This is a genomic window from Hymenobacter cavernae (genome assembly GCF_014641455.1).
In the GTDB taxonomy this organism is placed as follows: domain Bacteria; phylum Bacteroidota; class Bacteroidia; order Cytophagales; family Hymenobacteraceae; genus Hymenobacter; species Hymenobacter cavernae.
The window spans coordinates 240,244-260,634 of the sequence record NZ_BMHT01000002.1 but is presented as its reverse complement, the minus strand read 5'-3'; the positions used below and the strand labels follow the sequence as shown (position 1 = coordinate 260,634).

The window sequence follows — 20,391 nt, the reverse complement described above, 5'->3', positions numbered from 1 at the left end:
CAGCTAGCTTTTGGCGTTAATGAACACAGCAATTTATTCCGCGTATTCAGCTTCTATGCACTCCACCTGCAGCAGCAGATTGTACAAGCCGCTGGAAAGCTTCAGGATGGAATCAGGATCGGCTTCAACCTCCTTGAACTGGTCGAGCACGTTGTTCATGATGCCCATGAGCGCATTTACAATCAGGGGTTCGTGCTTGCTGAACTTCTTAGCTTCTAAGGTTTTGCGAATGATGGTGCAGGAAAACTGATGGTAGTCCTGGTTTTTGAACTGGGTGACCAACGTGGAGGATTCGCGTTCGTCGAATAGTAGGCTTGGTGTCATGGAGAAGAGAGTGGCGGTTGTCATGTAAAGATACGGACAATAATTTGTACTTATTATATGATTAAATAGTTACATCGTTATTCTTGAAATAACCTGCGAATACAAAAAAATCGTCTGAGACTGTAGTCCCAGACGATTAGAGAAGTGCCGCAGCTAGAAAAGGTATTTTTATAAAAGCTTAGTACTCAATATGCTCGGGCGTGCTGCTCGTCCGATGCTGCTTCGCGTACTCGGAAGGGGCCATGTTGTAGATTTTTTGGAAAGTCTTGCGGAAATACTTGCTGTCGTCGATGCCGACCTGATAGGCTATTTCAGAGATGCGCAATTGCGTGTGGGCTAAAAGCTGGGCGGCGCGCTTCATACGCACATCACGGATAAACTCAACCACCGACTGCCCCGTGATGCCCTTGAGGCGCCGGTAGAACACCGATTGGCTCATGCCCATTTCGCGCACCAGCACCTGCACGTTGAACTCCGGCTCGGCCAGGTTGGCTTCGGCGATGCGCATGGCTTTTTCCAGGAAGGCTTTATCGGCGTCCGGCACGGTTACTTCGGTCGGTTCTAGCAAAATCTGTCGCTGGTAGTACTCGCGCATCTTGTCGCGGTTTTGCAGCAGCGTTATCACCTTCACCTGCAATAACTTGGCGTTGAAGGGCTTGGCAATGTAGTCGTCGGCGCCGTGCTCCAGGCCTTCCTGCTCGTGCATGGCCGCCGTGCGGGCCGTGAGCAGCACCACCGGAATGTGCAGCGTCTTGGGGTGCTGCTTGACTTTGCGGCACAGCTCCAGGCCGTCGCTGTGTGGCATCATCACGTCGCTGATAATCAGGTCGGGGAGCAGCGTAAGGGCTTTTTCCCAGCCCTCCAGACCGTCGGCGGCGGTTGTCACGACGAAGTCAGTCTCGAAAAGCTGTTGCAGGTAGCGGCGCACTTCGTCGTTGTCTTCGACCAGTAGCAGCTGACAAGGCCCTTGCCCGCTGGCCGATAGCGGTATCGGCGGCAGGGTAGCAGTGCCGTCGGACTGAGAACCTAGGTCGACTGTGAAGCTGGCATCAGCCATAGCCAGGTCGGAATCCGGCGTGTCGGTTTGCAGGTCGGCGGGCGCCAGGTGGGCGCGGCCCAAGGGCAGGTGGAGCGTGAAGGTGGTGCCCACGCCTTCCTGGCTTTGCACCAGCACATGGCCCGAATGCCGCTCGACAAACTGCTTCACCAACGACAGCCCGATGCCGGTGCCCACCATGCGCAGGTTCTCGGTTTGGGGTGCCTGAAAGTACACGTCGAAGATCTTGTCCAGCACCTCGGGCTTCATGCCCATGCCGCAGTCCTGCACCTCGATACGCAGGTAGTTATCCAGCAAGTTGCCTTGCCGGATAACGGCATTCTGCTGGGCACTGCCTACTACCTGCATCGCCACGCGCACCTTGCCGCCTTCCGCCGTGTACTTGAAAGCGTTGGCCAGCAGGTTGGTAAGCACCACTTCCAGCTTGCTGCGGTCGAAATACAGGCTGATGGCTTCGTCGGGTGCTTCCAGCGTGTAGTCGAGGTGGCGCTCTTCGGCTTTCAGCCTGAAAATCAGAAACACTTCGGTCAGGAAGCTGACCATATCGCCGTAGCTGGCCCGCAAAGGCACCTTGCCTGATTCCACTTTGCGGAAATCCAGCAACTGATTCACCAGGTCGAGGAGCTTGCGCGTCTGGCGGTGCATGAGCATGACTTTGTTGCGCTGCCCATCCACCGGGCGCAGGGCGCTTAGCAGCTCCTCCATTGGACCTAGGATGAGCGTGAGCGGCGTGCGCAGCTCGTGCGACACGTTGGTGAAGAAATCCAGCTTCAGATCGGTCAGCTCTTTCTCCTTCTCTACCAGCGCTTTCTCCAAAGCTAGCTTGTTCTGCAAGGCCTGCTGTGCCATTTCCATGCGCCGGTAGAAGGCCAGCGTACCCACCACCACGGTAGCGTAGAGCAGGTAGGCCCACCACGTTTTCCACCACGGCGGCAGCACCACAAAGTGCAGCACGGCCGGCTGCTTCGACCACACGCCGTCGCCGTTGCTGGCTTTCACCATAAAGGTGTAGTCGCCGGGCGGCAGGTTGGCGAAGCTGGCCGTGCGCTGCCCGAGGGCGGGGTACACCCAACTGCCGTTGTAGCCTACCAGCCGGTAAGCGTAGCGGTGCTTCCTGGGGTTGGCGTAGTTCAGGCCAACGAACTCGATGGCGAAGTCATTCTCATTGGCCTTAATATCAATGGTTTGGGCGTTGGTAAAGGCTTTAGTCAGCAGCACGCGGCCGTTGATGGTATCACCCACCACTACGGGCTGATTGGTAATGCGCAACCCGGTAATCTGCACCACCGGCGGGAAAGGATTTGGCTTGATGGCGCGCGGATTCAGGTAGGTAATGCCATTGATGCCGCCAAAGTACAGGGTGCCATCCTGGGCCCGGCAGGCTGAGCCGATCTTAAACGAGTTGCTTTGTAGGCCGTCGGCTACATCGTAGTGCAGATACTGCCGGGTGGTGGGGTTGAAGCAGTAAAGCCCCATGCCACCTAGCCACAGGTTGCCGTCTTCATCGGGCAGGATGCTTTCGATGTCGCTTTCGGGGAGCCATTGCTTGTCACGCTGAACGACTTCCTGCCCGCGCGCATCGGTGGCAAGGTGGTGCAGTCCGCCGCCGATGGTGCCAATCCAGAGCGTGCCTTGGCGGTCCTGAAAAAGCGGCCAGGTGTAGTTCACGCTGAGGCTATGCGGGTTATTGGCTTCATACTGAAACTGCTTCAGCAGCACCAGCGAGTCGGCCGAAACGCGCAGCTTCAGCAGACCGGCATCGCGGGTGCTGGCCCACAGCACATCCTGCGTGCGGTCGTAGAGGAGGTAGGTGAAGGAGTTGGTCGGCAGGGCGCTGTTGCCGGTGTGATAGTGCTTGCGAAACTGTCCCGTGGAGCTGAACTGGCTGATGCCAGAGCCGAAAGTGGCAACCCACATAGTGCCGTGGCGGTCTTCGGCCAGGTCTTCCACCACGGCATTTTTCCAACCTAGGTTTGCCGGCAGCGCCGGGAAGGTCTTGAGCGAATCGTGGCCGCGGTGGCGCTCTAGGCGGGTTACGCCATTGTTGCGGGTGCCAAACCACAGCGCGCCGTCGGAGGCCTGTGTAATGGTGGATACATCGACGCCGCTGGTGCTGGTCGGGAGCTTCCAACTCAGATACAGGTAGTTACGGTACGTCTTCTTGGCCGGATCGTAGCAGGAGAAGCCGTTACGGGTACCAATCCAGAGCAGATTGTGCGCCTCTTCCTTGTAGATGGCGTTGATGTAGTTGTTGGGCAGCGTCGGCTGGTCGGTCTGCTGGCGGCGGAGGTAGCGGAAGGGCTTTTGGTACAGATCTACCTTGTTCAGTCCGCCCGCCGAGGCCGCCAGCCACAGAATATGGTTCTGATCTTCAAATACTTGGTGTACGCGCTCGGAGTTGATGCTAAACGGAGCATTATCGAGTGGCAGGAGTAGCGTCGGCTGGTTGAGCCGGATAGGCGGGGCGGCAGCCTGCGCCGGAGCCGCGGCCCACACATGCAGGCCGAAATTGGTCCCGATCCACAGCCGCCCGAATGAATCCAGGTAGATGGTTTGCAGCTCCTGGTAGGTTTGCGGCAAGGCGTAGCTGGCACCTAGGTTCCCGGCTCGCCGGTTTTGGGCCGACACCCAAAGCACCTGCTGATCGGCGCCAAGCCACAGGTCGCCGCGGCGGTCGAGGTGCAGGGCCAGGATGGGCGTATTAGCCAGCGCTGTTGGTTGGGCCAGCAGCGCCGAAGGCAGCGTGCGCGACGCGGTCAGGGTTCGGAGGCCGGCGTCGGAGGTGCCGAGCCACACCTGGCCTTGCGCATCCACGCCCAGACTGGTGACGTGGTAAGCAGTAGATTTAGTGCCGGCAAGTGGTATCTGGCGGATAGTCAGCTGGTCGGCCTGACCTAGGTCGAGCACGAAAGCACCCTGCCGGGCAGTGCCGATCCAGAGGCGGCCGAGCGAATCGGAGGCGAGAGCCGTCACGTGGGACTGACCCAGCACGCGGAGCAGCTGGCGGGAGACAGGCGTAGCGTAGTGGGCACTGACATTCACGAAGCGGTCATGATCGGCGTCGTAGAGGCTGAGCCCGGCGCTTTCGGAGCCCACCCATAGGTGCCCGGCCCGGTCGACGTGCAGCACTTTGATGCGGTTGCTTGATAAGCCGTTCAGCGTATTTACGGGCAGAAAATACTTCTTCAGCCCGTAGCCATCGTAGCGGTCGATGCCGCGGTTCGTGCCCACCCAGATGAAGCCCGCGTGGTCCTGCGTGACGGTCATGGCGTCGCTGTGCGAAAGCCCGTCGTTGACGGTGAGATGCTCGAAGCGAAACTCGGCCGGGTCGCATTGCGCCAGGGCAGGCTGATGGTGCCAGCCCAGCAACAGCGCGCAGACAACCCGCACAAACACCCAGGCCAAACGCTGCGGGGAGGCCTCAGGCTTGTGCTCAGCGGAAAGGCTCAGGGAGCTATGTGCAAACGTTTGCACTTGTTGCTCAGAAGAAAGGAAGTAGCTATTGCCCAGACACATTGTGCAGTAAATGGCTGTGGGAGAAGCAGCAAAGAGAAGAACAAAGGGGCCGGAAAAGCCTGCTGCCTTTTTTACTAGGAGACTAATTTACTCCCTTTTTTCGACTAAAAAAGCCCCCGCCGGTGCTATCGGCAAGTTCTACCTTTAAACTATTCAAATAGTGCTTGTAACAGGCTGACGAAAGCGGGCAAGAAATCATGACGTAAATCCAGTGACCAGGCTCCGGCTCAGCCCGCCGAAAACCTAGGTTGCGCTGGCAACATTCAGCCCGTAGCTATTGCTGAAAATCGTTCGCCGGAGTGTGGGATGCCGGTGCAGCGAGCGTGGTAGTGCCAATCGTCGTGAGGGGTTGGTACTACCACAACCAGCACTTTTTCTGCTCCCCGCGTGAGTTGATCTGATGATTAAGGTTAGCATTGCACGCGAAATGCTTCGGCCGGCGCCTCAGCATGACGTTCTTTTCTAAGTTCCGCTGTCTGCTCTTCCCACACTTCATCTCACAACATGACTGTTCTTTCCCTAAAATCGCTGCTGCGCGCTGGCGGTCTGAGCCTCTTGCTAATCACGAGTGCGGCGCACGCCAAAGACGCCAAGCCGGCCCCAGACGACAAGCAGATTTTTAGAGCCAAGTACATCAAAGCTAGGTTGTTACAGGTCACGCAGTGGCAGCTGGCTCACTCCAAGCATACCCTTGTCGATTGGACGAATGGTGCCTTTTACTCGGGCGTATTTGCCGCCTATGAGACCACCAAATCGAAGGTTATCCTGGATTCGCTTATGGCTATGGGGGAGCGGACCAAGTGGCAGCCCGGTAAGCGCTACGACCACGCCGACGATATTGCCATCTGCCAAACCTACCTGAACCTCTACCGGCTGAAAAAGGATAAGCGCATGATCCAGCCGACCATCGACGTGGTGAATAAATTTCGTCGGGAGCCGGGGCCGGAAACGCAAAACCACAACATTGCCTGGTGGTGGTGCGATGCCTTGTTTATGGGTCCGCCCGTGCTGCTTAAGCTAGGTGGTATCCTGAATCAGCCAGCGTATTACAAGACCAACGACTCGCTTTATCAGCAGACCTACAAGCTGTTATATAATCAGCAGGAGCACCTGTTCACCCGCGATGCGTCTTACCTCTGGAACGAAGCAGGGGAGGGCAAAAAGGAAAGCAACGGGCAGAAGATTTTCTGGTCGCGGGGCAATGGCTGGGTGATGGGCGGCCTAGTACAAATCCTGAGCGAGCTGCCCAAAGACTACCCCAACCGCAGCTTCTACGTCACGCTGTTTCAGCAGATGAGCGCCCGCCTGTTGCAGCTTCAGCAACCCGACGGCCTGTGGCGCTCCAGTCTGCTCGACCCCGGCGCGTACCCCGGCGGCGAGGGCTCCGGCTCCGGCTTCGATTGCTACGCCATGGCCTGGGGCATCAACCAAGGTATCCTGGATAAGCAGCAATACCTGCCCGCCGTGCAAAAAGCCTGGGTTGCCCTGAACAAGCTGGTTTCGCCGGAAGGCCGCGTGGGTTGGGTGCAGCCCATCGGCGCCGACCCCCGCCGCGACTTCTCCGCGGATAGCTGGGAGGTATACGGCACCGGTGCATTTCTACTGGCTGGCTCTGAAGTGATTAAGTTGAAGTAATTGTTTGACTGATACCATTTTATATAAACCGTTTTCATCCTGACGAAGGAAGGGCCTATTGCCCGGCGCGCAGTTCTTCGCAATGATTCCGTTCAACTGGCAGTAGGTCCTTCCTTCGTCAGGATGACAGACGGCTTCCCAATTCCTAACTCCTAGCTTCTCCCCTAATGATAAAGCGCCGAACGTTTTTCTACCAAAGCGCTTCTTGCTTGTCCGTGCTGGCATTGCCGGGAATAGCCAGCGCCGAAAGCAGCGCCGCACCAACAGCCGCGCCCGCCAACGACCGCGCTTATTGGCTGCAAACTCTGCTCAAGATCGTAGACCCGGTACTAACAGCGGCGGCCCGCGGGCAGCTGAAAGCCAACATGCCCATAGAAGCCGCCGCTGGGCAGCTGGAAGGCCGCAAAGCGGTGTCGCACCTGGAAGCGCTGGGCCGCACGTTGGCCGGGCTGGCTCCCTGGCTCGAACACTCGGCTAGCTCCGAAGCGGAAAAGGCTCAGCAACAGCGCTATGCCGTGATGGCGCGGCAAGCTATTGCGCTGGCCGTCAACCCGGAGTCACCGGACTTTTTGAACTTCAACCAGGGAGGGCAGCCGCTGGTGGATGCCGCGTTTCTGGCGCACGGACTACTGCGCGCACCCACCCAATTGTGGAGCCAGCTGCCGGCCGCCGCCCAGGCGCAGGTCGTGCAAGCATTGCAGAGCAGCCGCGTCATCAAGCCGGTATACAGCAACTGGCTGCTGTTTACGGCGATGGTGGAAGCGGCGCTGCTCAAGCTCACCGGCACTGGCGACGTCGTGCGAATGGACTACGCCATCAAGCAACACCTAGCCTGGTACAAAGGCGACGGCACCTACGGCGATGGTCCTGATTTTCACTGGGATTACTACAACAGCTACGTCATTCAACCGATGCTGCTGGATGTGGTGCGCACCTTGGTAGATGCCAAGAAAGAATCGCCGGCTTTGCTGGAAACCCTGGTGGCACGGGCTCGCCGCTACGCCGTCGTGCAGGAGCGCCTGATTGGGCCGGATGGCTCCTTCGCGGCGTTTGGGCGGTCGTTGGCGTATCGGTGCGGAGCATTTCAATTGTTAGGGCAAATGGCTCTGCAGCAGCAGCTTCCGCCGGAGCTAGGTGCCGGACAAGTGCGGAGCGCCCTCACCGCCGTCATCCGGCGCACGATGGAGCCTAAGGGCACGTTTGATGCGAAAGGCTGGCTCCAGATCGGCTTGTGCGGCCATCAACCTTCCATTGGCGAAACCTACATTTCGACGGGCAGCCTTTACCTCTGCACGGTAGCTTTTCTGCCCCTAGGTCTGCCCGCCACGGATGCGTTCTGGACCAGCCCCGCCGCCGACTGGACCGCCCGCAAAATCTGGTCGGGGCAGGATGTGAAAACGGACCACGCGCTTTAGCCTAGGTCGTCAGAGCGAGGGCGAACCGGATGGAGCAGGATGCACCCGCCCGCGGCCGTGTTTACCTTCCGGCCGGGTTCCGTTCTTACTCCTTTCGATTACTGCTATATGCTTACTAATCTGCGACAAACGCTGTGCGCCGGGGCGCTGCTCTTCAGCTCTTACGTGAGCTTGGCGCAGCAGCCGCTGAAGAAAAACGAAGTGCTGCTCTTTGCTTACTTCAAAGGCAACGGCGAAGATGGCCTGCACCTGGCCAGCAGCCCCGACGGCTACAAGTGGACGCCCCTGCACAATGACAGCACCTTCCTGCGGCCCACCGTGGCAAACGATAAGCTCATGCGCGACCCCTGCATTATTCGCGGTGTTGATGGGCAGTTTCACATGGTCTGGACGGTGAGCTGGAAGGATAAAGGCATCGGCTATGCCAGCTCCAAAGACCTGATTCACTGGTCGGAGCAGCAGTTTTTACCCGTAATGGCGAAGGAAGAAGGCACCCGCAACACCTGGGCACCGGAAATCACCTACGACCCGGCCAGCAAGCAGTACATGATTTATTGGGCCAGCACCATCACCGGGCGTTTTCCCGAAACCCAAACCTCCGCCGACGCCAGCTACAACCATCGCCTTTATTACGTCACGACCAAGGACTTTAAAACGTATTCGGAAACGAAGCTGCTCTACAATCCCGGCTTCAACTCCATCGACGCCACCATCGTGCCCGATGGCAAGCGCTACGTGATGTTTCTAAAAGACGAAACCCGCGAACCGGCTCAGAAAAACCTGCGCGTGGCAATCGGCAACCAGCTAACCGGCCCCTACGAGCTGGCCGCGACACCCATCACGGGCAAGTACTGGGCGGAAGGACCAACGGCGGTGAACCTAGGTGCTAAGTGGCTGGTTTACTTCGATAAATACACTTTGCACAAGTACGGCGCTATTCAATCGACGGACCTGAAAAACTGGACTGATGTCTCCGATCAGGTGCACTTCCCGGCGGGCGCCCGCCACGGCACCGTGCTGCGCATCACGAAAAAGGAGCTGGATAAGCTAAATAAGAACATGTAGCGCGAACCCAAGGAAGGCGTAAGCCAAGCTCCCGCTTCGCGCATCGTTGAACGACTTGCACCTAGGTTTTCAGACGTCATCGTTCAACGATACGCGAAGCGGGAGCTTCGCGCTACAACCTGCTAATCCCATCCCAAAAGCAACCAACCTCGCTCTTTCATGAAATCCACCCTTCTTACCGCCTTCACGCTGACCCTAGGTCTGAGCACGGCCGCGCTGGCGCAGCACTCCGATTACCCGATTCAGGCGGTGTCGTTCACCAAGGTGAAGCTCACAGATAACTTCTGGCTGCCCCGTCTCAAGACGAATACCGACGTTACGATTCCGGCTTCTTTTCAGCGTTGCCAAGCCACGAACCGGGTGAAGAACTTTGAAATGGCGGCGGCGAAGAAAGGGAAGTTTGCCACCACTTTCCCCTTCGACGACACCGACATCTACAAGACCATCGAGGGCGCTTCGTATTCGATGAGCTTGTACCCGGATGAAAAGCTAGGTGCTTACGTCGATGCGCTGATTGCGAAAGTGGCGGCGGCGCAGGAACCCGACGGCTACCTCTACACGGCCCGCACCATCGACCCGGCGCATCCGCACGCCTGGGCGGGGAAGGAACGCTGGGAAAAGGAGCGTGAGCTGAGCCATGAGCTGTATAATTCAGGCCACCTTTATGAAGCGGCAGTGGCTCATTATCAGGCTACTGGCAAGAAGAACTTTCTCAACATCGCCCTGAAAAACGCCGACTTGGTGTGCTCGGTTTTTGGGCCAGGCAAGCGTAGCGTGGCGCCCGGCCACGAGATTGTAGAAATGGGTTTGGTGAAGCTCTACCGCGTGACGGGCAAACCTGAGTACCTGAGCACGGCCAAGTTCTTTCTTCAGCAGCGGGGTACCTACAAAGGCTACGACCCCAAGAGCCCGGATGTATGGAAAAACGGCTCTTACTGGCAGGACGACAAATCGGTGTACGACCAGCGCGAAGCCATCGGCCACGCCGTACGCGCCGAATACCTCTACTCGGCTATGGCCGACGTAGCTGCGCTGACCGACGACAAGCGGATGCTAGCTTCCGTGGATAGCATTTGGGAGAACATGGTTTCGAAGAAGTTCTACGTGACCGGCGGCACGGGTGCGGTGCCTGGTGGGGAGCGGTTTGGCAAAAACTACGAGCTGCCCAACACCACCGCTTACAACGAAACCTGCGCCTCCGTGGCCGATGTGTATTGGAACCAGCGCATGTTCCTCTTGCACGGCCAGTCGAAGTACATCGATGTGATGGAGAAGGTGTTATACAACGGCCTGATTTCGGGTGTGGGGCTGGATGGCAAGTCGTTCTTCTACTCGAACGCCATGCAGATTAAGAACAGCGCCAGCTTCCCGCAGACGGAGCCTGCTCGCGCCGGCTGGTTCGACTGCTCCTGCTGCCCCACGAACCTAGCTCGCCTGTTCCCGTCGCTGCCCGGCTACGTGTACGCCCAGCGCAGTAACGACGTGTTTGTGAACCTGTTCGTGAGCGGCAGCACCGAGCTGCTGGTCAACAAAAAGAAGGTGCAGCTCACTCAGCAGAACAACTACCCGTGGGATGGTGGTCTGAAGTTTACCGTGAACCCCGCTTCGGCGACCAACTTCAACCTCCGGGTGCGCATTCCCGGCTGGGCTCGTGGCCAAGCCATGCCTTCCGACCTCTACACCTTCGCCGCGCCTTCCGAGAAAACGGTGACCATTCGGATCAACGGCAAGCCGCAGCAATACTCCGTGCAGGATGGCTACGCGGTGCTAACCCGCAAGTGGCAGAAGAACGACGTAGTGGATGTGGAGCTGCCGATGGAAGTGCGCCAGGTGGTAGCCAACCCGCTCGTGCGAGACGACCTAGGTAAGGTGGCTATCCAGCGCGGCCCTATCGTCTACTGCGCCGAGTGGACCGACAACAGTGGCAAAACCAGCAACCTCATCGTGCCATCTAACACCGCCTTTACGGCCGCCTACAAGCCCGACGTGCTGAACGGCGTAATGGAGCTGACGGCCAAAGTGCCGGCCATCAAAGTGGATGCGGCCAGCAACTCCGTCAGCACCGTGTCGCAGACCATGACCGCTATTCCATACTACGCCTGGGCTAACCGTGGCAAAGGTGAAATGACCGTGTGGTTTCCGCGTCAGGTTCTGGACATCGACCTGATTACGCAGCCGACAGCGGAAGTGACAGTTGGTAAGTAGGCGCGCTATAGCGCGAAGCTCCCGCTTCGCGCTATAGCGCGCTACATTTCTGCTCCGACGAATATACACCTGCTAATCTCCTAAAATCACCCCCTGCCGGGCGCGCAGCGCAGCCTATTATTGTACCTGTTCAATAAGGCCTGTTCTTACTTACTATTCCACCCAATGCGCGTTCCTAAATTCCTGGCTTTTATTCTATTATGCTCGCGGCAGCTTCTGGCGCAGACTACGCCCAGCGAGTGGGAGAACCCGCGGGTGTTCGAGCAAAACAAGGAGAAGCCCCACGCGAGCTTCATGGTGTACGATAAGGTTGCTGATGCCAAAACCAACGACTATCACCGCTCACCTTACTATCAGTCGCTGAACGGCACCTGGAAATTCAACTATGTGGATCGGCCCGCCGATCGACCGCTGGACTTCTTCCAACCTAGCTTCAACGACGCCGCCTGGAAACCCATTCCGGTGCCCTCGAACTGGGAGCTGGAGGGGTTCGGCATTCCGATTTACACCAACATCGTTTACCCTTTCCCGAAGAACCCGCCCTTCATTGATGGGCGCTATAATCCCGTCGGGAGCTACCGGCGCACCTTCACGGTGCCGGCGGGTTGGGCTGGCCGCGAGGTGCTGCTGCACTTCGGCTCGATTACCGGTTGCGCGTTCGTGTATGTGAACGGGCAGCGCGTGGGTATGACCAAAGCATCTAAGTCGCCCGCCGAGTTCGACGTTACCTCGTACCTGAAGCCCGGCGAAAACCTGCTGGCTGTTCAGGTAATGCGCTGGCACGATGGCAGCTACATGGAGGATCAGGACTTCTGGCGCCTCACCGGGATTGAGCGCGACGTGTTTATGACGGCCCTGCCCAAGCAAACGGTGTGGGACTTCTTCCTCAAAAGTGACCTAGACCCTAGCTACAAAAACGGCGTCTTCAATGCCGACGTGACCTTGCGCAACTTCGCCAAGGCTCCTACTGCCGCCACCCGCGTAACGGTGGAAGTGCAGGATGCGAGTGGCAAAACCGTGCTGCGGCAGCAGCGGCCGGTGCCGACTTTTGGCGCCGCTACCACCCAAGTCATAAACCTGGGTGGTACCGTGAAGAACGTGCGGCCGTGGAGCGCCGAAGCGCCGAACTTGTACCAGTGCATCCTTACGTTGGAAGATGCGCAGGGCAAGCCGCTGGCCGTGACGAGTGCCAAAATTGGCTTCCGCAAAGTCGAGATAAAGAATGCGCAGCTGATGGTGAATGGCGTAGCCGTGGAAGTGCACGGCACCAACCGCCACGAGCACGACGATGTGCACGGCCACGTTCCGAATGAGGAGCTGATGCGCAAGGATATTCAACTCATGAAGCAGTTCAATATCAACGCAGTACGCACGAGCCACTACCCGAACGCCGAGCGCTGGTACGAGCTCTGCGACGAGTACGGCCTGTATCTGGTTGACGAGGCCAACATCGAAACGCACGGCATGGGAGCTAGCTTGCAGGGTCGCTTCGATGAAAGCAAGCACCCTGCTTACCTGCCCGAGTGGGCGCCCGCCCACCTCGACCGCATCGAGCGGCTGCTGGAGCGCGACAAAAATCACGCATCCGTCATCATCTGGAGCATGGGCAACGAGTGCGGCAACGGCCCCGTGTTTCACGACGCCTACAAGTGGCTGAAGCAGCGCGACCCGAGCCGCCCCGTGCAATTTGAGCAAGCCGGCGAAGACGTGGACACCGACATCGTGTGCCCCATGTATCCGGGCATGAACTCGATGAAGAAGTACGCCGAAGCTACCGATAAGAAGCGCCCTTATATCATGTGCGAATACTCGCACGCCATGGGCAACAGCAACGGCAACTTTCAGGAATACTGGAGCTTAATCCGCAGCAAGCCGCACATGCAGGGCGGCTTCATCTGGGACTGGGTTGACCAAGGCATCAAGACCAAGGCTGATAACGGTCAAACCTTCTGGGCCTATGGCGGCGACCTAGGTGGCTACAACCTGCAAAACGACGAGAACTTCTGCGCCAACGGCTTAGTAGCCGCCGACCGCACGCCGCACCCTGGCCTGTACGAGGTGAAGAAGGTGTACCAGGACATACGTTTCAGCGCAGCACAGCCGACTACGGGCCGCATTACCGTAATCAACGGCTTTGCTTTCCGCAACCTGGATAACTACGCCTTTCGGTGGCAGTTGGTGAAGAATGGAAGTGTGGTGAAGGAAGGCAACTTCACGGTGAAGCTAGCTCCGCAGCAGCAGAAAGAGGTAAAGCTGCCGCTGCCGAACCTAGCTTCGGAGCCGGGCGCGGAATACGTGCTGAATGTATTTGCGCAAACCAAAGCGGCCGCTCCTATGATACCCGCGGGGCATGAAGTAGCGCGTGAGCAGTTTGTGCTGAGCAAAGGCAATACCTACTTCGCTAATCGCACTTCGGCAGCCAGCAATAGCTTGCAAGTCAAGCGCGAAGGCGACAAGCTGACCTTCACGGCCGGCAACGTGAGCGGCGAATTCAACACGGCGCAAGGGCGGCTGAGCAACTACCGCCTGCGCGATAACCAAGTTATCAACCAGTACCCTGAGCCCTACTTTTGGCGCGCGCCCACTGATAATGACTTCGGGAGCGGCATGCCTCAGAGCCTAGGTGTGTGGCGTACGGCACACGCCAACCGCAAGGTGCAGCGTGTGAGTGTAGGCGAGCAAACGCCTGCGGGCCTGCCCATTAAAGTAGAATACCTGCTGGCCGACATTGGCGTGCCATACACTGTGGCGTACCTCATCGGCAACGACGGCGCCGTGCAGGTAATGGCTTCTATCGATATGACCGGCAAAGAGTTGCCGGAGCTACCTAGGTTTGGAATGCGCATGGAGCTGCCCGGCCGCTACGACCAGCTGCGCTACTATGGCCGTGGCCCCTGGGAAAACTACAGCGACCGGAACACGGCTTCTTTCCTGGGTACGTACCAGGACTCGTTGAGCCGCCAGTTTACCTACAGCTACATCCGGCCGCAGGAAAATGGCTACCGCACCGATGTGCGTTGGGTGTCGCTGACAAATGCCGCCGGCCAGGGCTTGCGGATCGAAGGGCTGCAACCCATCTGCTTCAGTGCCTTGCACGCCCGCTCCGAGCAGATGGACCCCGGCCTGACCAAGAAGCAGCAGCATCCCACCGACGTAAAGCAGAACCCTAATATCTACCTGCAAGTGGACCTGAAGCAGCGCGGCGTTGGCGGCGACAACAGTTGGGGCGCCTTGCCGCACGATCCTTATCGTCTGCTCGACAAAACGTATTCCTACAGCTACACTCTGCGGCTGATTGATGAGAAAAGCCCGCAGCTATGATCAACTGTAGAGACGCGACACTTGGCTTACGCCTTCCTTCGGTTCGCGACTCCTCTTTGAACGGCCTACCTAGGTAAACAACATCAGCAATGACGAGACGCAAAGTATTGCGTCTCTACAGCCCTAACCTTATGAAGCTTGCACTTGCTGCCCTGCTCGGCGTTCTGTTTGCTCCTGATGACCTAGGTAGTCCTCCGCAAACTACGCCTGCTTGGAAGCTGGTGTGGGCCGATGAGTTCAACACCAACGGCGCGCCCGACCCGAAAAACTGGCGCCAGGAAACCGGCTTCGTGCGCAACCATGAGCTGCAATGGTACCAGCCCGATAATGCGTGGTGTGAAAACGGCATGCTCATCATTGAGGCGCGCAAAGAGCATCGGGCTAATCCTAACTACCAAGCAGGCAGTACCAACTGGAAAACCAGCCGCGAGTTCATCGACTACACGGCGGCTAGCCTGAACACGGGCGGCGGGCTGCACCAGTGGCAGTACGGTCGCTTCGAAATGCGGGCCCGCATCAACACCAGTCCCGGCATGTGGCCCGCTTTCTGGACCCTAGGGGTAAGCCGGCCCTGGCCCAGCAACGGCGAAATCGACATTATGGAGTATTACCAAGGCAAGCTGCTGGCCAACGTAGCGGTTGGTACGGGCACGCCTTACACGGCTAAGTGGTTCAGTACCAGCAAGCCTCTGGTTTCATTCGCAACCCCTGACTGGGCGAAAAGCTTCCACATCTGGCGTATGGATTGGGATGCGCAGGCTGTCCGGCTGTACGTAGATGATCTGCTGCTCAACGAAGTAAAGACGAGCGAAACCGTCAACCAGGATGGTACCGGCTTCAACCCCATGCAGCAACCGCATTACATGCTACTGAATCTAGCTATTGGCGGCGACAACGGCGGCGACCCTGCCGGAACGACCTTTCCCAACCGCTACGAGATTGATTATGTGCGGGTATATCAGCATTAATCAGCCTGCTCTAGTAGGGCTCAACAGAAAATAGGGCGTCATTTCGGCCAGCGGGAGAAATATCGCGTGCTGACGCTAGAACGTCATTTCGACCAGCGGGAGAAATCTCGCGGGCAATGGTAACTCTAATCGCCAGGGTTTACCATTGCCCGCGAGATTTCTCCCGCTGGTCGAAATGACAGTTTGAAGGTGTTGTTTTTAAATGCGAAATATGAAATCCACTATTACTTCCCGGAGCCTGCGTCTACTTTGCTGGCTATTCGTTATTAGCCTTTTAGACCTAGGTCGGGCCGCTTACGCCCAAACGCCTGTGGGGCTAGGTTGGGCCAAAAACAACGTGAACGGCGCTGTCTTTCGCAAGAACTCGGTGGTGTCGCATAAGAATGAGCAGTACACCGCTTTCTATGATTCAGTGGGTTATGTGGTGCTGGCTAAGCGCGTACTGCCCGCCGGTAGTTGGCAAGTGCAGCGCACCAAGTACAAGGGTAAAGTAGCTGATGCTCATAATATTATCAGCATCATGGTGGATGGCACTGGGTACCTGCACCTGGCTTTCGACCACCACAACAACCCGCTGCACTACTGCCGCAGCGTGGCGCCCGGCTCGCTGGAATTGACCGACATGATGCCCATGCTAGGTCAGCAAGAAGGCAAGGTGTCGTACCCGGAATTTTACCGTTTCCCGAGCGGCGACCTGCTGTTCCTTTACCGCGACGGCGGCTCCGGCAACGGCAACCTGGTCATCAACCGTTACGACGTGAAGACCAAGCAGTGGACTCGCCTGCACGACGTGCTGATTGATGGGGAAGGTCAGCGCAACGCCTACTGGCAAGTGGCGCTTGATGCGAAAGGCACCATTCACGTCTCGTGGGTGTGGCGCGAAAGCCCCGATGTGGCCTCCAACCACGACATGGCCTACGCCCGCTCCCTGGACGGCGGCCGCACCTGGCAGAAAAGCACCGGTGAAACCTACAAGCTGCCCATCACGGAAAGCTCCGCCGAGTACGCTTGGCGCATTCCGCAGCGCAGCGAGCTGATCAACCAAACCGCCATCAGCGCCGACGCGGAAGGCAACCCCTACATTGCTACCTACTGGCGCCCCGCGGGCACCGCCGTGCCGCAGTACCAGCTGATTTATAAAACGGGAAAGCAGTGGCAGGTGACGCAGGTATCGAAGCGCACAACGCCCTTCAGCCTAAGCGGCGGCGGTACCAAAAAAATACCGATTTCGCGCCCGCAACTCGTTGTGCGTAAGCAAGGTAGCAAAACAGGTGCCTACCTCATCTTCCGCGACGCCGAACGCCAGGACCGAGTATCATTGGCCCAGTGCCCCGACCTGCGCAAACCCAGCTGGTCCATCACGGACCTGACCACAACTTCCGTCGGCAACTGGGAACCTAGCTACGACACGGAGCGCTGGAAAAGCGCGGGCATTCTGAACCTATTCGTGCAGCGCACCGGCCAAGGCGACGGCGAAACCCTGGAAAACCTAGCTCCCCAGCCCGTCTACATCCTGGAGTGGAAGCCGTAAGGAGTATTGAATGTTGAATTAGCGGATGAGAATCGCTGAAAAAGAATTATTCAACATTCAACACTCTCTTTACTCCCGCGAAAACTGCCGCAGCCAGGCTTTGGCAGCATCAAGATCCGAGAATACTTCGGCCTTGAATGCGGTAAGCTTCTCGTAGAAAGAAATAGCGGAGGTGTCGGCCATAGAAGCGGGCGTGACCACCATGGCAAAGTGCTTGAGGCCGGCCGCCGCCGCATTCGGAGCCCATTCGTTTACCACCCACTCGATGGAGTGCTCCCAGGGGCCGATAACGCCACGTGTGTCGTTGAGTACGCAGCTGTAGTTGGCCTTGGCCAAGGCCTCGGTGTAGGCCAGCGCGCCGGTCTTTATGTTTTCGGCGGTCAGGTAACCGCGCCAGTCGACGTGAATCCAGCGGTTCGCTGGGTCCGGTTCAATGGTTAAAAATGCCCGGCCCAAGGAGCTTTTGAGTTCTTGCTTCATAGTAATGTTGTATGCCAGTGCTCTCAGAAACAGGAAGTAGAGAAAAGCGTGAGATGCAGATGAGAGCAGGCGAAGTAGCTGTTGGTAATACGAAATAGAAAATGCGTGAAGTTGCCTGACAAGGCCCGCTGTAGAACCCGGCAACCTAGGGCTGAGTCGTCGGCAGCACTTCTTGCAGCCATTCTTTAGTTTCCTGCGGGGAAGAAAAGTTGCGTGTTTCGAACGTGTAGCCGTCGCTGTGGAGCACGTTGGTCACGTACTGCTGCACCGCAATCTTGCCGAAGATGCTCTCCGGAATCACGATGCCGATGTGGCGGATACCGGCCGCATAAGCGCGCGGGTTCCAGTCAGTATCGCACCAGTTCTGGTCATCGGGGGTGAGGGCGCTGAGCTGACGCGAGTCGGCTATCCAGCCCAGCGGCCGGGGGTGGTGCGCTAGTTCCGTCTGGTAGGCCACCAAAGCCCGGTCCATGAGCGAGCGAAACTGCTGACGATTAGCGAAACTATGCCACTGAATGGTGATGCACGGCACCGCGGGAGTAAATAGAATAGACCCGTAAGGTTCCGAGATAAGCGTAATATCAGTCATGAGAAAGACAGGAGTAGAATAGGGGCGGCCCCCTTCATCATTACGGAGCCAGCAACCGCAGGTTCTGACAGTAAACAGGTCACCGGAAGTGCCCGATTTGCCAAACCTCCTGTGCAAGCTAACTTAAATCATCGGCTCAGCGGCCGCAAAGAACCGCAAATACCGCTCGCCTGCCTATTTTTACGCAACACCACTCCCATTCCAGCTCTACCATGAACCACTACGCTGCTATGCCGCTGACGCTCCTGCTCGGAGCGGCTCTGTTTGCTTCCTGCTCGCTCAAAATGGCGACAACCACCCACGATGGAACCACCAAAAGCGCCGAAAAATGGGTGAAAGGCGGCACCTGGAAAAACGGACTGAAGCTGGACGTATACGCCGACGTAGATGCCGTGGAGTTTGCCCGCGAGTACCAGGCCAACAAAGCCATCTGGGACCAGGCCTTCGCCTACATGCGCGACCACGACCTGGCTTCTTTGCCCAATGGCTCCTCCAAAATCGACGGCGACCGGCTGACGCTTTCCGTTACCGAGCCGACCTCCAAGGAATTCGACAAAACACAATGGGAGTCGCACAAGAAGTATATTGACTTACAATACATTGTGCGCGGCAAGGAAAGGATGGGCGTGGAAGAGTTTCCCAAGCTCACCGTCACGGACCCCTACAACGAAACCAAAGACGTGGCGCACTACAGCGGCAGCACCGGCAAATACTATGTCGCGGAACCCGGCACGTTCTACCTGTTCTTCCCCCGCAATGCTCACCGCCCTTCCATCAAAGTAGAAGGCTACGACGTCGTGAAAAAGGTGGTCTTCAAAATCCGGGTGGCCGGAACCTAGGTTTTCCTTCTTGCTACAACCAAAACGGAGCCGCCGGCACTGCCAGCGGCTCCGTTTGCTTTTAATGGCAAGCTCTTCAGTGGTTTACCACGAGCCGCTGTTGTCGCTGTCATCGTCGAAGCCACCGCCGCCGGTGTCATCCGACGACTGGTCGTCGTAAGAGCTGTTGTCGTCGGCGGAGAAATAGTCACCGGAGTCGTCGGCGGCATAGTCGCCCGAGAAGTAGTCGGGAGCAGCGTTGTCGCCGCTAAAGTCGTTGCCCGCAGCACCACCCAAAGCCGGAAACTCACCGGAAGGCGTGCCGCTGTAGTTGGTCGGCGGATCGAGATTGTTGTTGGCAGCACCTAGGCCAGCCTGTGACAAACCATTGCCGGCTGTGTCATGATCGTTGCCCGAGGCCATGCGGTTGCCTAGGTAAGCGCCCGCCGCCGCCGCCGCGCCCGTAGCCAGGATGCCGCCAATGCCGCTGCCACCACCACCCATGTTGCCCATACCGCCCATCATACCGCCGCCCGTAGGCTGGTTGGGGTAGAAGTTTGGCGCCGAACCATTGCCCTGCGGCCCCGCTGGACCGCGATTGTAGCCGCCACCGGTGGGCCCGTTGCCCCGGTTAGTATAAAAGTCAGGCGTGTTGCTGGGGGCGTTGCCGTAGGGAGTATTCGGGGTGGAGGTTGCACTACGATTGCGGAACATCCGTACCAAAAACCAGATTACGCCACCAATAAGCAGCGCCCCGATGAGCAGCGTGCCAATACCAAGGCCACCTAAGAGTGTAGAAGGTGCCGGCGTGTACGGATCTGCTTGTGGCGCCGGAGTAGTCGTTGCCAAGTCGTTGTTCAGATCAGCGTTGGTGGTTGCGGCACTGCCCATCGCCGTCGCCGGGGCAGTAGCGGGCTGCGTTTTAGGTGGGTTCGGATCGGCCGCGGCCATCAGCGTATTCAGGCCCTTGCGCAGGCCCGCGAAGTAGTTGCCCTGCTTGAAGCTAGGGGTCATGTCCTGGTTGATGGCCCGCGTGATTACGTCCGGCGAAATCTTGTTCTGAAGACCGGAGCCGACCTGAACGCTTACTTTGTGCTCCTGCCCGGCCAGCAGTAGCACCACGCCATTGTCTTTGCCGCGCTGCCCCACACCCCACGCTTCGCCCAGGCTGCGGGCGTAGTCGGCTACGTCGCGGCCGCCCAGGGTGGGCACGGTCACCACCACGATCTGGGTGCCTTTATCGTCGGCGTAGTGGCGCAGGCCATTTTCCAGGGTTTTCGCATTAGCCAGACTCAGCAGTTTGGCTTCATCGGTCACGAAGCGGAAGGGCGAAGGACGAGCCAGCACCCCATCGGCGGGCGCCGCCGCGGCCGGCCAGCCTAGCCCGGCCGACACAAGCAGCAGGAAGAAAAACAAGAAACGGTGCATGGTAGAAAGGTGTAGTGGGAGAGTAAAACGAATACAACT

Annotated in this window: 13 protein-coding genes; 8 read left to right on the top strand and 5 right to left on the bottom strand. The window is 58.0% G+C overall.

What is annotated here, in order from left to right:
• Positions 1 to 33: 33 nt before the first annotated feature.
• Together IEX74_RS05500 and IEX74_RS05495 are read right to left on the bottom strand one after the other, a co-directional pair.
• The gene (locus tag IEX74_RS05500) at positions 34 to 324 is read right to left on the bottom strand and encodes a hypothetical protein (protein ID WP_188811878.1); all 291 of its coding nucleotides are present in this window, start codon (positions 322 to 324) and stop codon (positions 34 to 36) included.
• Between the two features lie 178 nt (positions 325 to 502).
• Positions 503 to 4,897, bottom strand: coding sequence for a hybrid sensor histidine kinase/response regulator transcription factor (locus tag IEX74_RS05495; protein WP_188811876.1), 4,395 nt, complete (start codon positions 4,895 to 4,897; stop codon positions 503 to 505).
• Between the two features lie 504 nt (positions 4,898 to 5,401).
• On the opposite strand from IEX74_RS05495, the gene IEX74_RS05490 reads away from it, so the two are divergent.
• From IEX74_RS05490 to IEX74_RS05460, 7 genes are all read left to right on the top strand, one after another.
• On the top strand, positions 5,402 to 6,532 hold the full coding sequence (locus tag IEX74_RS05490; protein ID WP_188811874.1) for a glycoside hydrolase family 88/105 protein: 1,131 nt from the start codon (positions 5,402 to 5,404) through the stop codon (positions 6,530 to 6,532).
• Positions 6,533 to 6,702: 170 nt separating this feature from the next.
• The gene (locus IEX74_RS05485; RefSeq protein ID WP_373285544.1) at positions 6,703 to 7,947 is read left to right on the top strand and encodes a DUF2264 domain-containing protein; all 1,245 of its coding nucleotides are present in this window, start codon (positions 6,703 to 6,705) and stop codon (positions 7,945 to 7,947) included.
• A gap of 108 nt (positions 7,948 to 8,055) precedes the next feature.
• The gene (locus IEX74_RS05480) at positions 8,056 to 9,012 is read left to right on the top strand and encodes a glycoside hydrolase family 43 protein (protein WP_188811869.1); all 957 of its coding nucleotides are present in this window, start codon (positions 8,056 to 8,058) and stop codon (positions 9,010 to 9,012) included.
• A 159-nt stretch (positions 9,013 to 9,171) separates the two neighbouring features.
• Positions 9,172 to 11,217, top strand: coding sequence for a glycoside hydrolase family 127 protein (locus tag IEX74_RS05475; RefSeq protein WP_188811867.1), 2,046 nt, complete (start codon positions 9,172 to 9,174; stop codon positions 11,215 to 11,217).
• A 165-nt stretch (positions 11,218 to 11,382) separates the two neighbouring features.
• The gene (gene lacZ, locus IEX74_RS05470; RefSeq protein ID WP_188811865.1) at positions 11,383 to 14,538 is read left to right on the top strand and encodes a beta-galactosidase, LacZ type; all 3,156 of its coding nucleotides are present in this window, start codon (positions 11,383 to 11,385) and stop codon (positions 14,536 to 14,538) included.
• A 131-nt stretch (positions 14,539 to 14,669) separates the two neighbouring features.
• On the top strand, positions 14,670 to 15,506 hold the full coding sequence (locus IEX74_RS05465; RefSeq protein ID WP_188811863.1) for a glycoside hydrolase family 16 protein: 837 nt from the start codon (positions 14,670 to 14,672) through the stop codon (positions 15,504 to 15,506).
• Between the two features lie 211 nt (positions 15,507 to 15,717).
• The gene (locus IEX74_RS05460) at positions 15,718 to 17,037 is read left to right on the top strand and encodes a BNR repeat-containing protein (RefSeq protein WP_188811861.1); all 1,320 of its coding nucleotides are present in this window, start codon (positions 15,718 to 15,720) and stop codon (positions 17,035 to 17,037) included.
• Between the two features lie 69 nt (positions 17,038 to 17,106).
• Here the strand turns inward: IEX74_RS05460 and IEX74_RS05455 are convergent, their stop codons facing one another.
• Positions 17,107 to 17,517, bottom strand: a complete 411-nt coding sequence (locus IEX74_RS05455; RefSeq protein WP_188811859.1) for an STAS/SEC14 domain-containing protein — start codon at positions 17,515 to 17,517, stop codon at positions 17,107 to 17,109.
• Positions 17,518 to 17,662: 145 nt separating this feature from the next.
• Positions 17,663 to 18,106: a hypothetical protein gene (locus IEX74_RS05450; protein WP_188811856.1), complete on the bottom strand. Its 444-nt coding sequence runs from the start codon at positions 18,104 to 18,106 to the stop codon at positions 17,663 to 17,665.
• 212 nt (positions 18,107 to 18,318) lie between these two features.
• Between IEX74_RS05450 and IEX74_RS05445 the strand changes: the two genes are divergently transcribed.
• Positions 18,319 to 18,945: a NanQ anomerase/TabA/YiaL family protein gene (locus IEX74_RS05445; protein ID WP_188811854.1), complete on the top strand. Its 627-nt coding sequence runs from the start codon at positions 18,319 to 18,321 to the stop codon at positions 18,943 to 18,945.
• An 84-nt stretch (positions 18,946 to 19,029) separates the two neighbouring features.
• Here the strand turns inward: IEX74_RS05445 and IEX74_RS05440 are convergent, their stop codons facing one another.
• On the bottom strand, positions 19,030 to 20,352 hold the full coding sequence (locus IEX74_RS05440) for a TPM domain-containing protein (protein WP_188811852.1): 1,323 nt from the start codon (positions 20,350 to 20,352) through the stop codon (positions 19,030 to 19,032).
• Positions 20,353 to 20,391 lie beyond the last annotated feature (39 nt).

Coding starts and splice junctions, on each gene's coding strand:
- IEX74_RS05500 (WP_188811878.1), bottom strand. CDS start 324: ATGACACCAAGCCTACTATTCGACGAACGCGAATCCTCCACGTTGGTC.
- IEX74_RS05495 (WP_188811876.1), bottom strand. CDS start 4,897: ATGTGTCTGGGCAATAGCTACTTCCTTTCTTCTGAGCAACAAGTGCAA.
- IEX74_RS05490 (WP_188811874.1), top strand. CDS start 5,402: ATGACTGTTCTTTCCCTAAAATCGCTGCTGCGCGCTGGCGGTCTGAGC.
- IEX74_RS05480 (WP_188811869.1), top strand. CDS start 8,056: ATGCTTACTAATCTGCGACAAACGCTGTGCGCCGGGGCGCTGCTCTTC.
- IEX74_RS05475 (WP_188811867.1), top strand. CDS start 9,172: ATGAAATCCACCCTTCTTACCGCCTTCACGCTGACCCTAGGTCTGAGC.
- lacZ (WP_188811865.1), top strand. CDS start 11,383: ATGCGCGTTCCTAAATTCCTGGCTTTTATTCTATTATGCTCGCGGCAG.
- IEX74_RS05465 (WP_188811863.1), top strand. CDS start 14,670: ATGAAGCTTGCACTTGCTGCCCTGCTCGGCGTTCTGTTTGCTCCTGAT.
- IEX74_RS05460 (WP_188811861.1), top strand. CDS start 15,718: ATGAAATCCACTATTACTTCCCGGAGCCTGCGTCTACTTTGCTGGCTA.
- IEX74_RS05455 (WP_188811859.1), bottom strand. CDS start 17,517: ATGAAGCAAGAACTCAAAAGCTCCTTGGGCCGGGCATTTTTAACCATT.
- IEX74_RS05450 (WP_188811856.1), bottom strand. CDS start 18,106: ATGACTGATATTACGCTTATCTCGGAACCTTACGGGTCTATTCTATTT.
- IEX74_RS05445 (WP_188811854.1), top strand. CDS start 18,319: ATGAACCACTACGCTGCTATGCCGCTGACGCTCCTGCTCGGAGCGGCT.
- IEX74_RS05440 (WP_188811852.1), bottom strand. CDS start 20,352: ATGCACCGTTTCTTGTTTTTCTTCCTGCTGCTTGTGTCGGCCGGGCTA.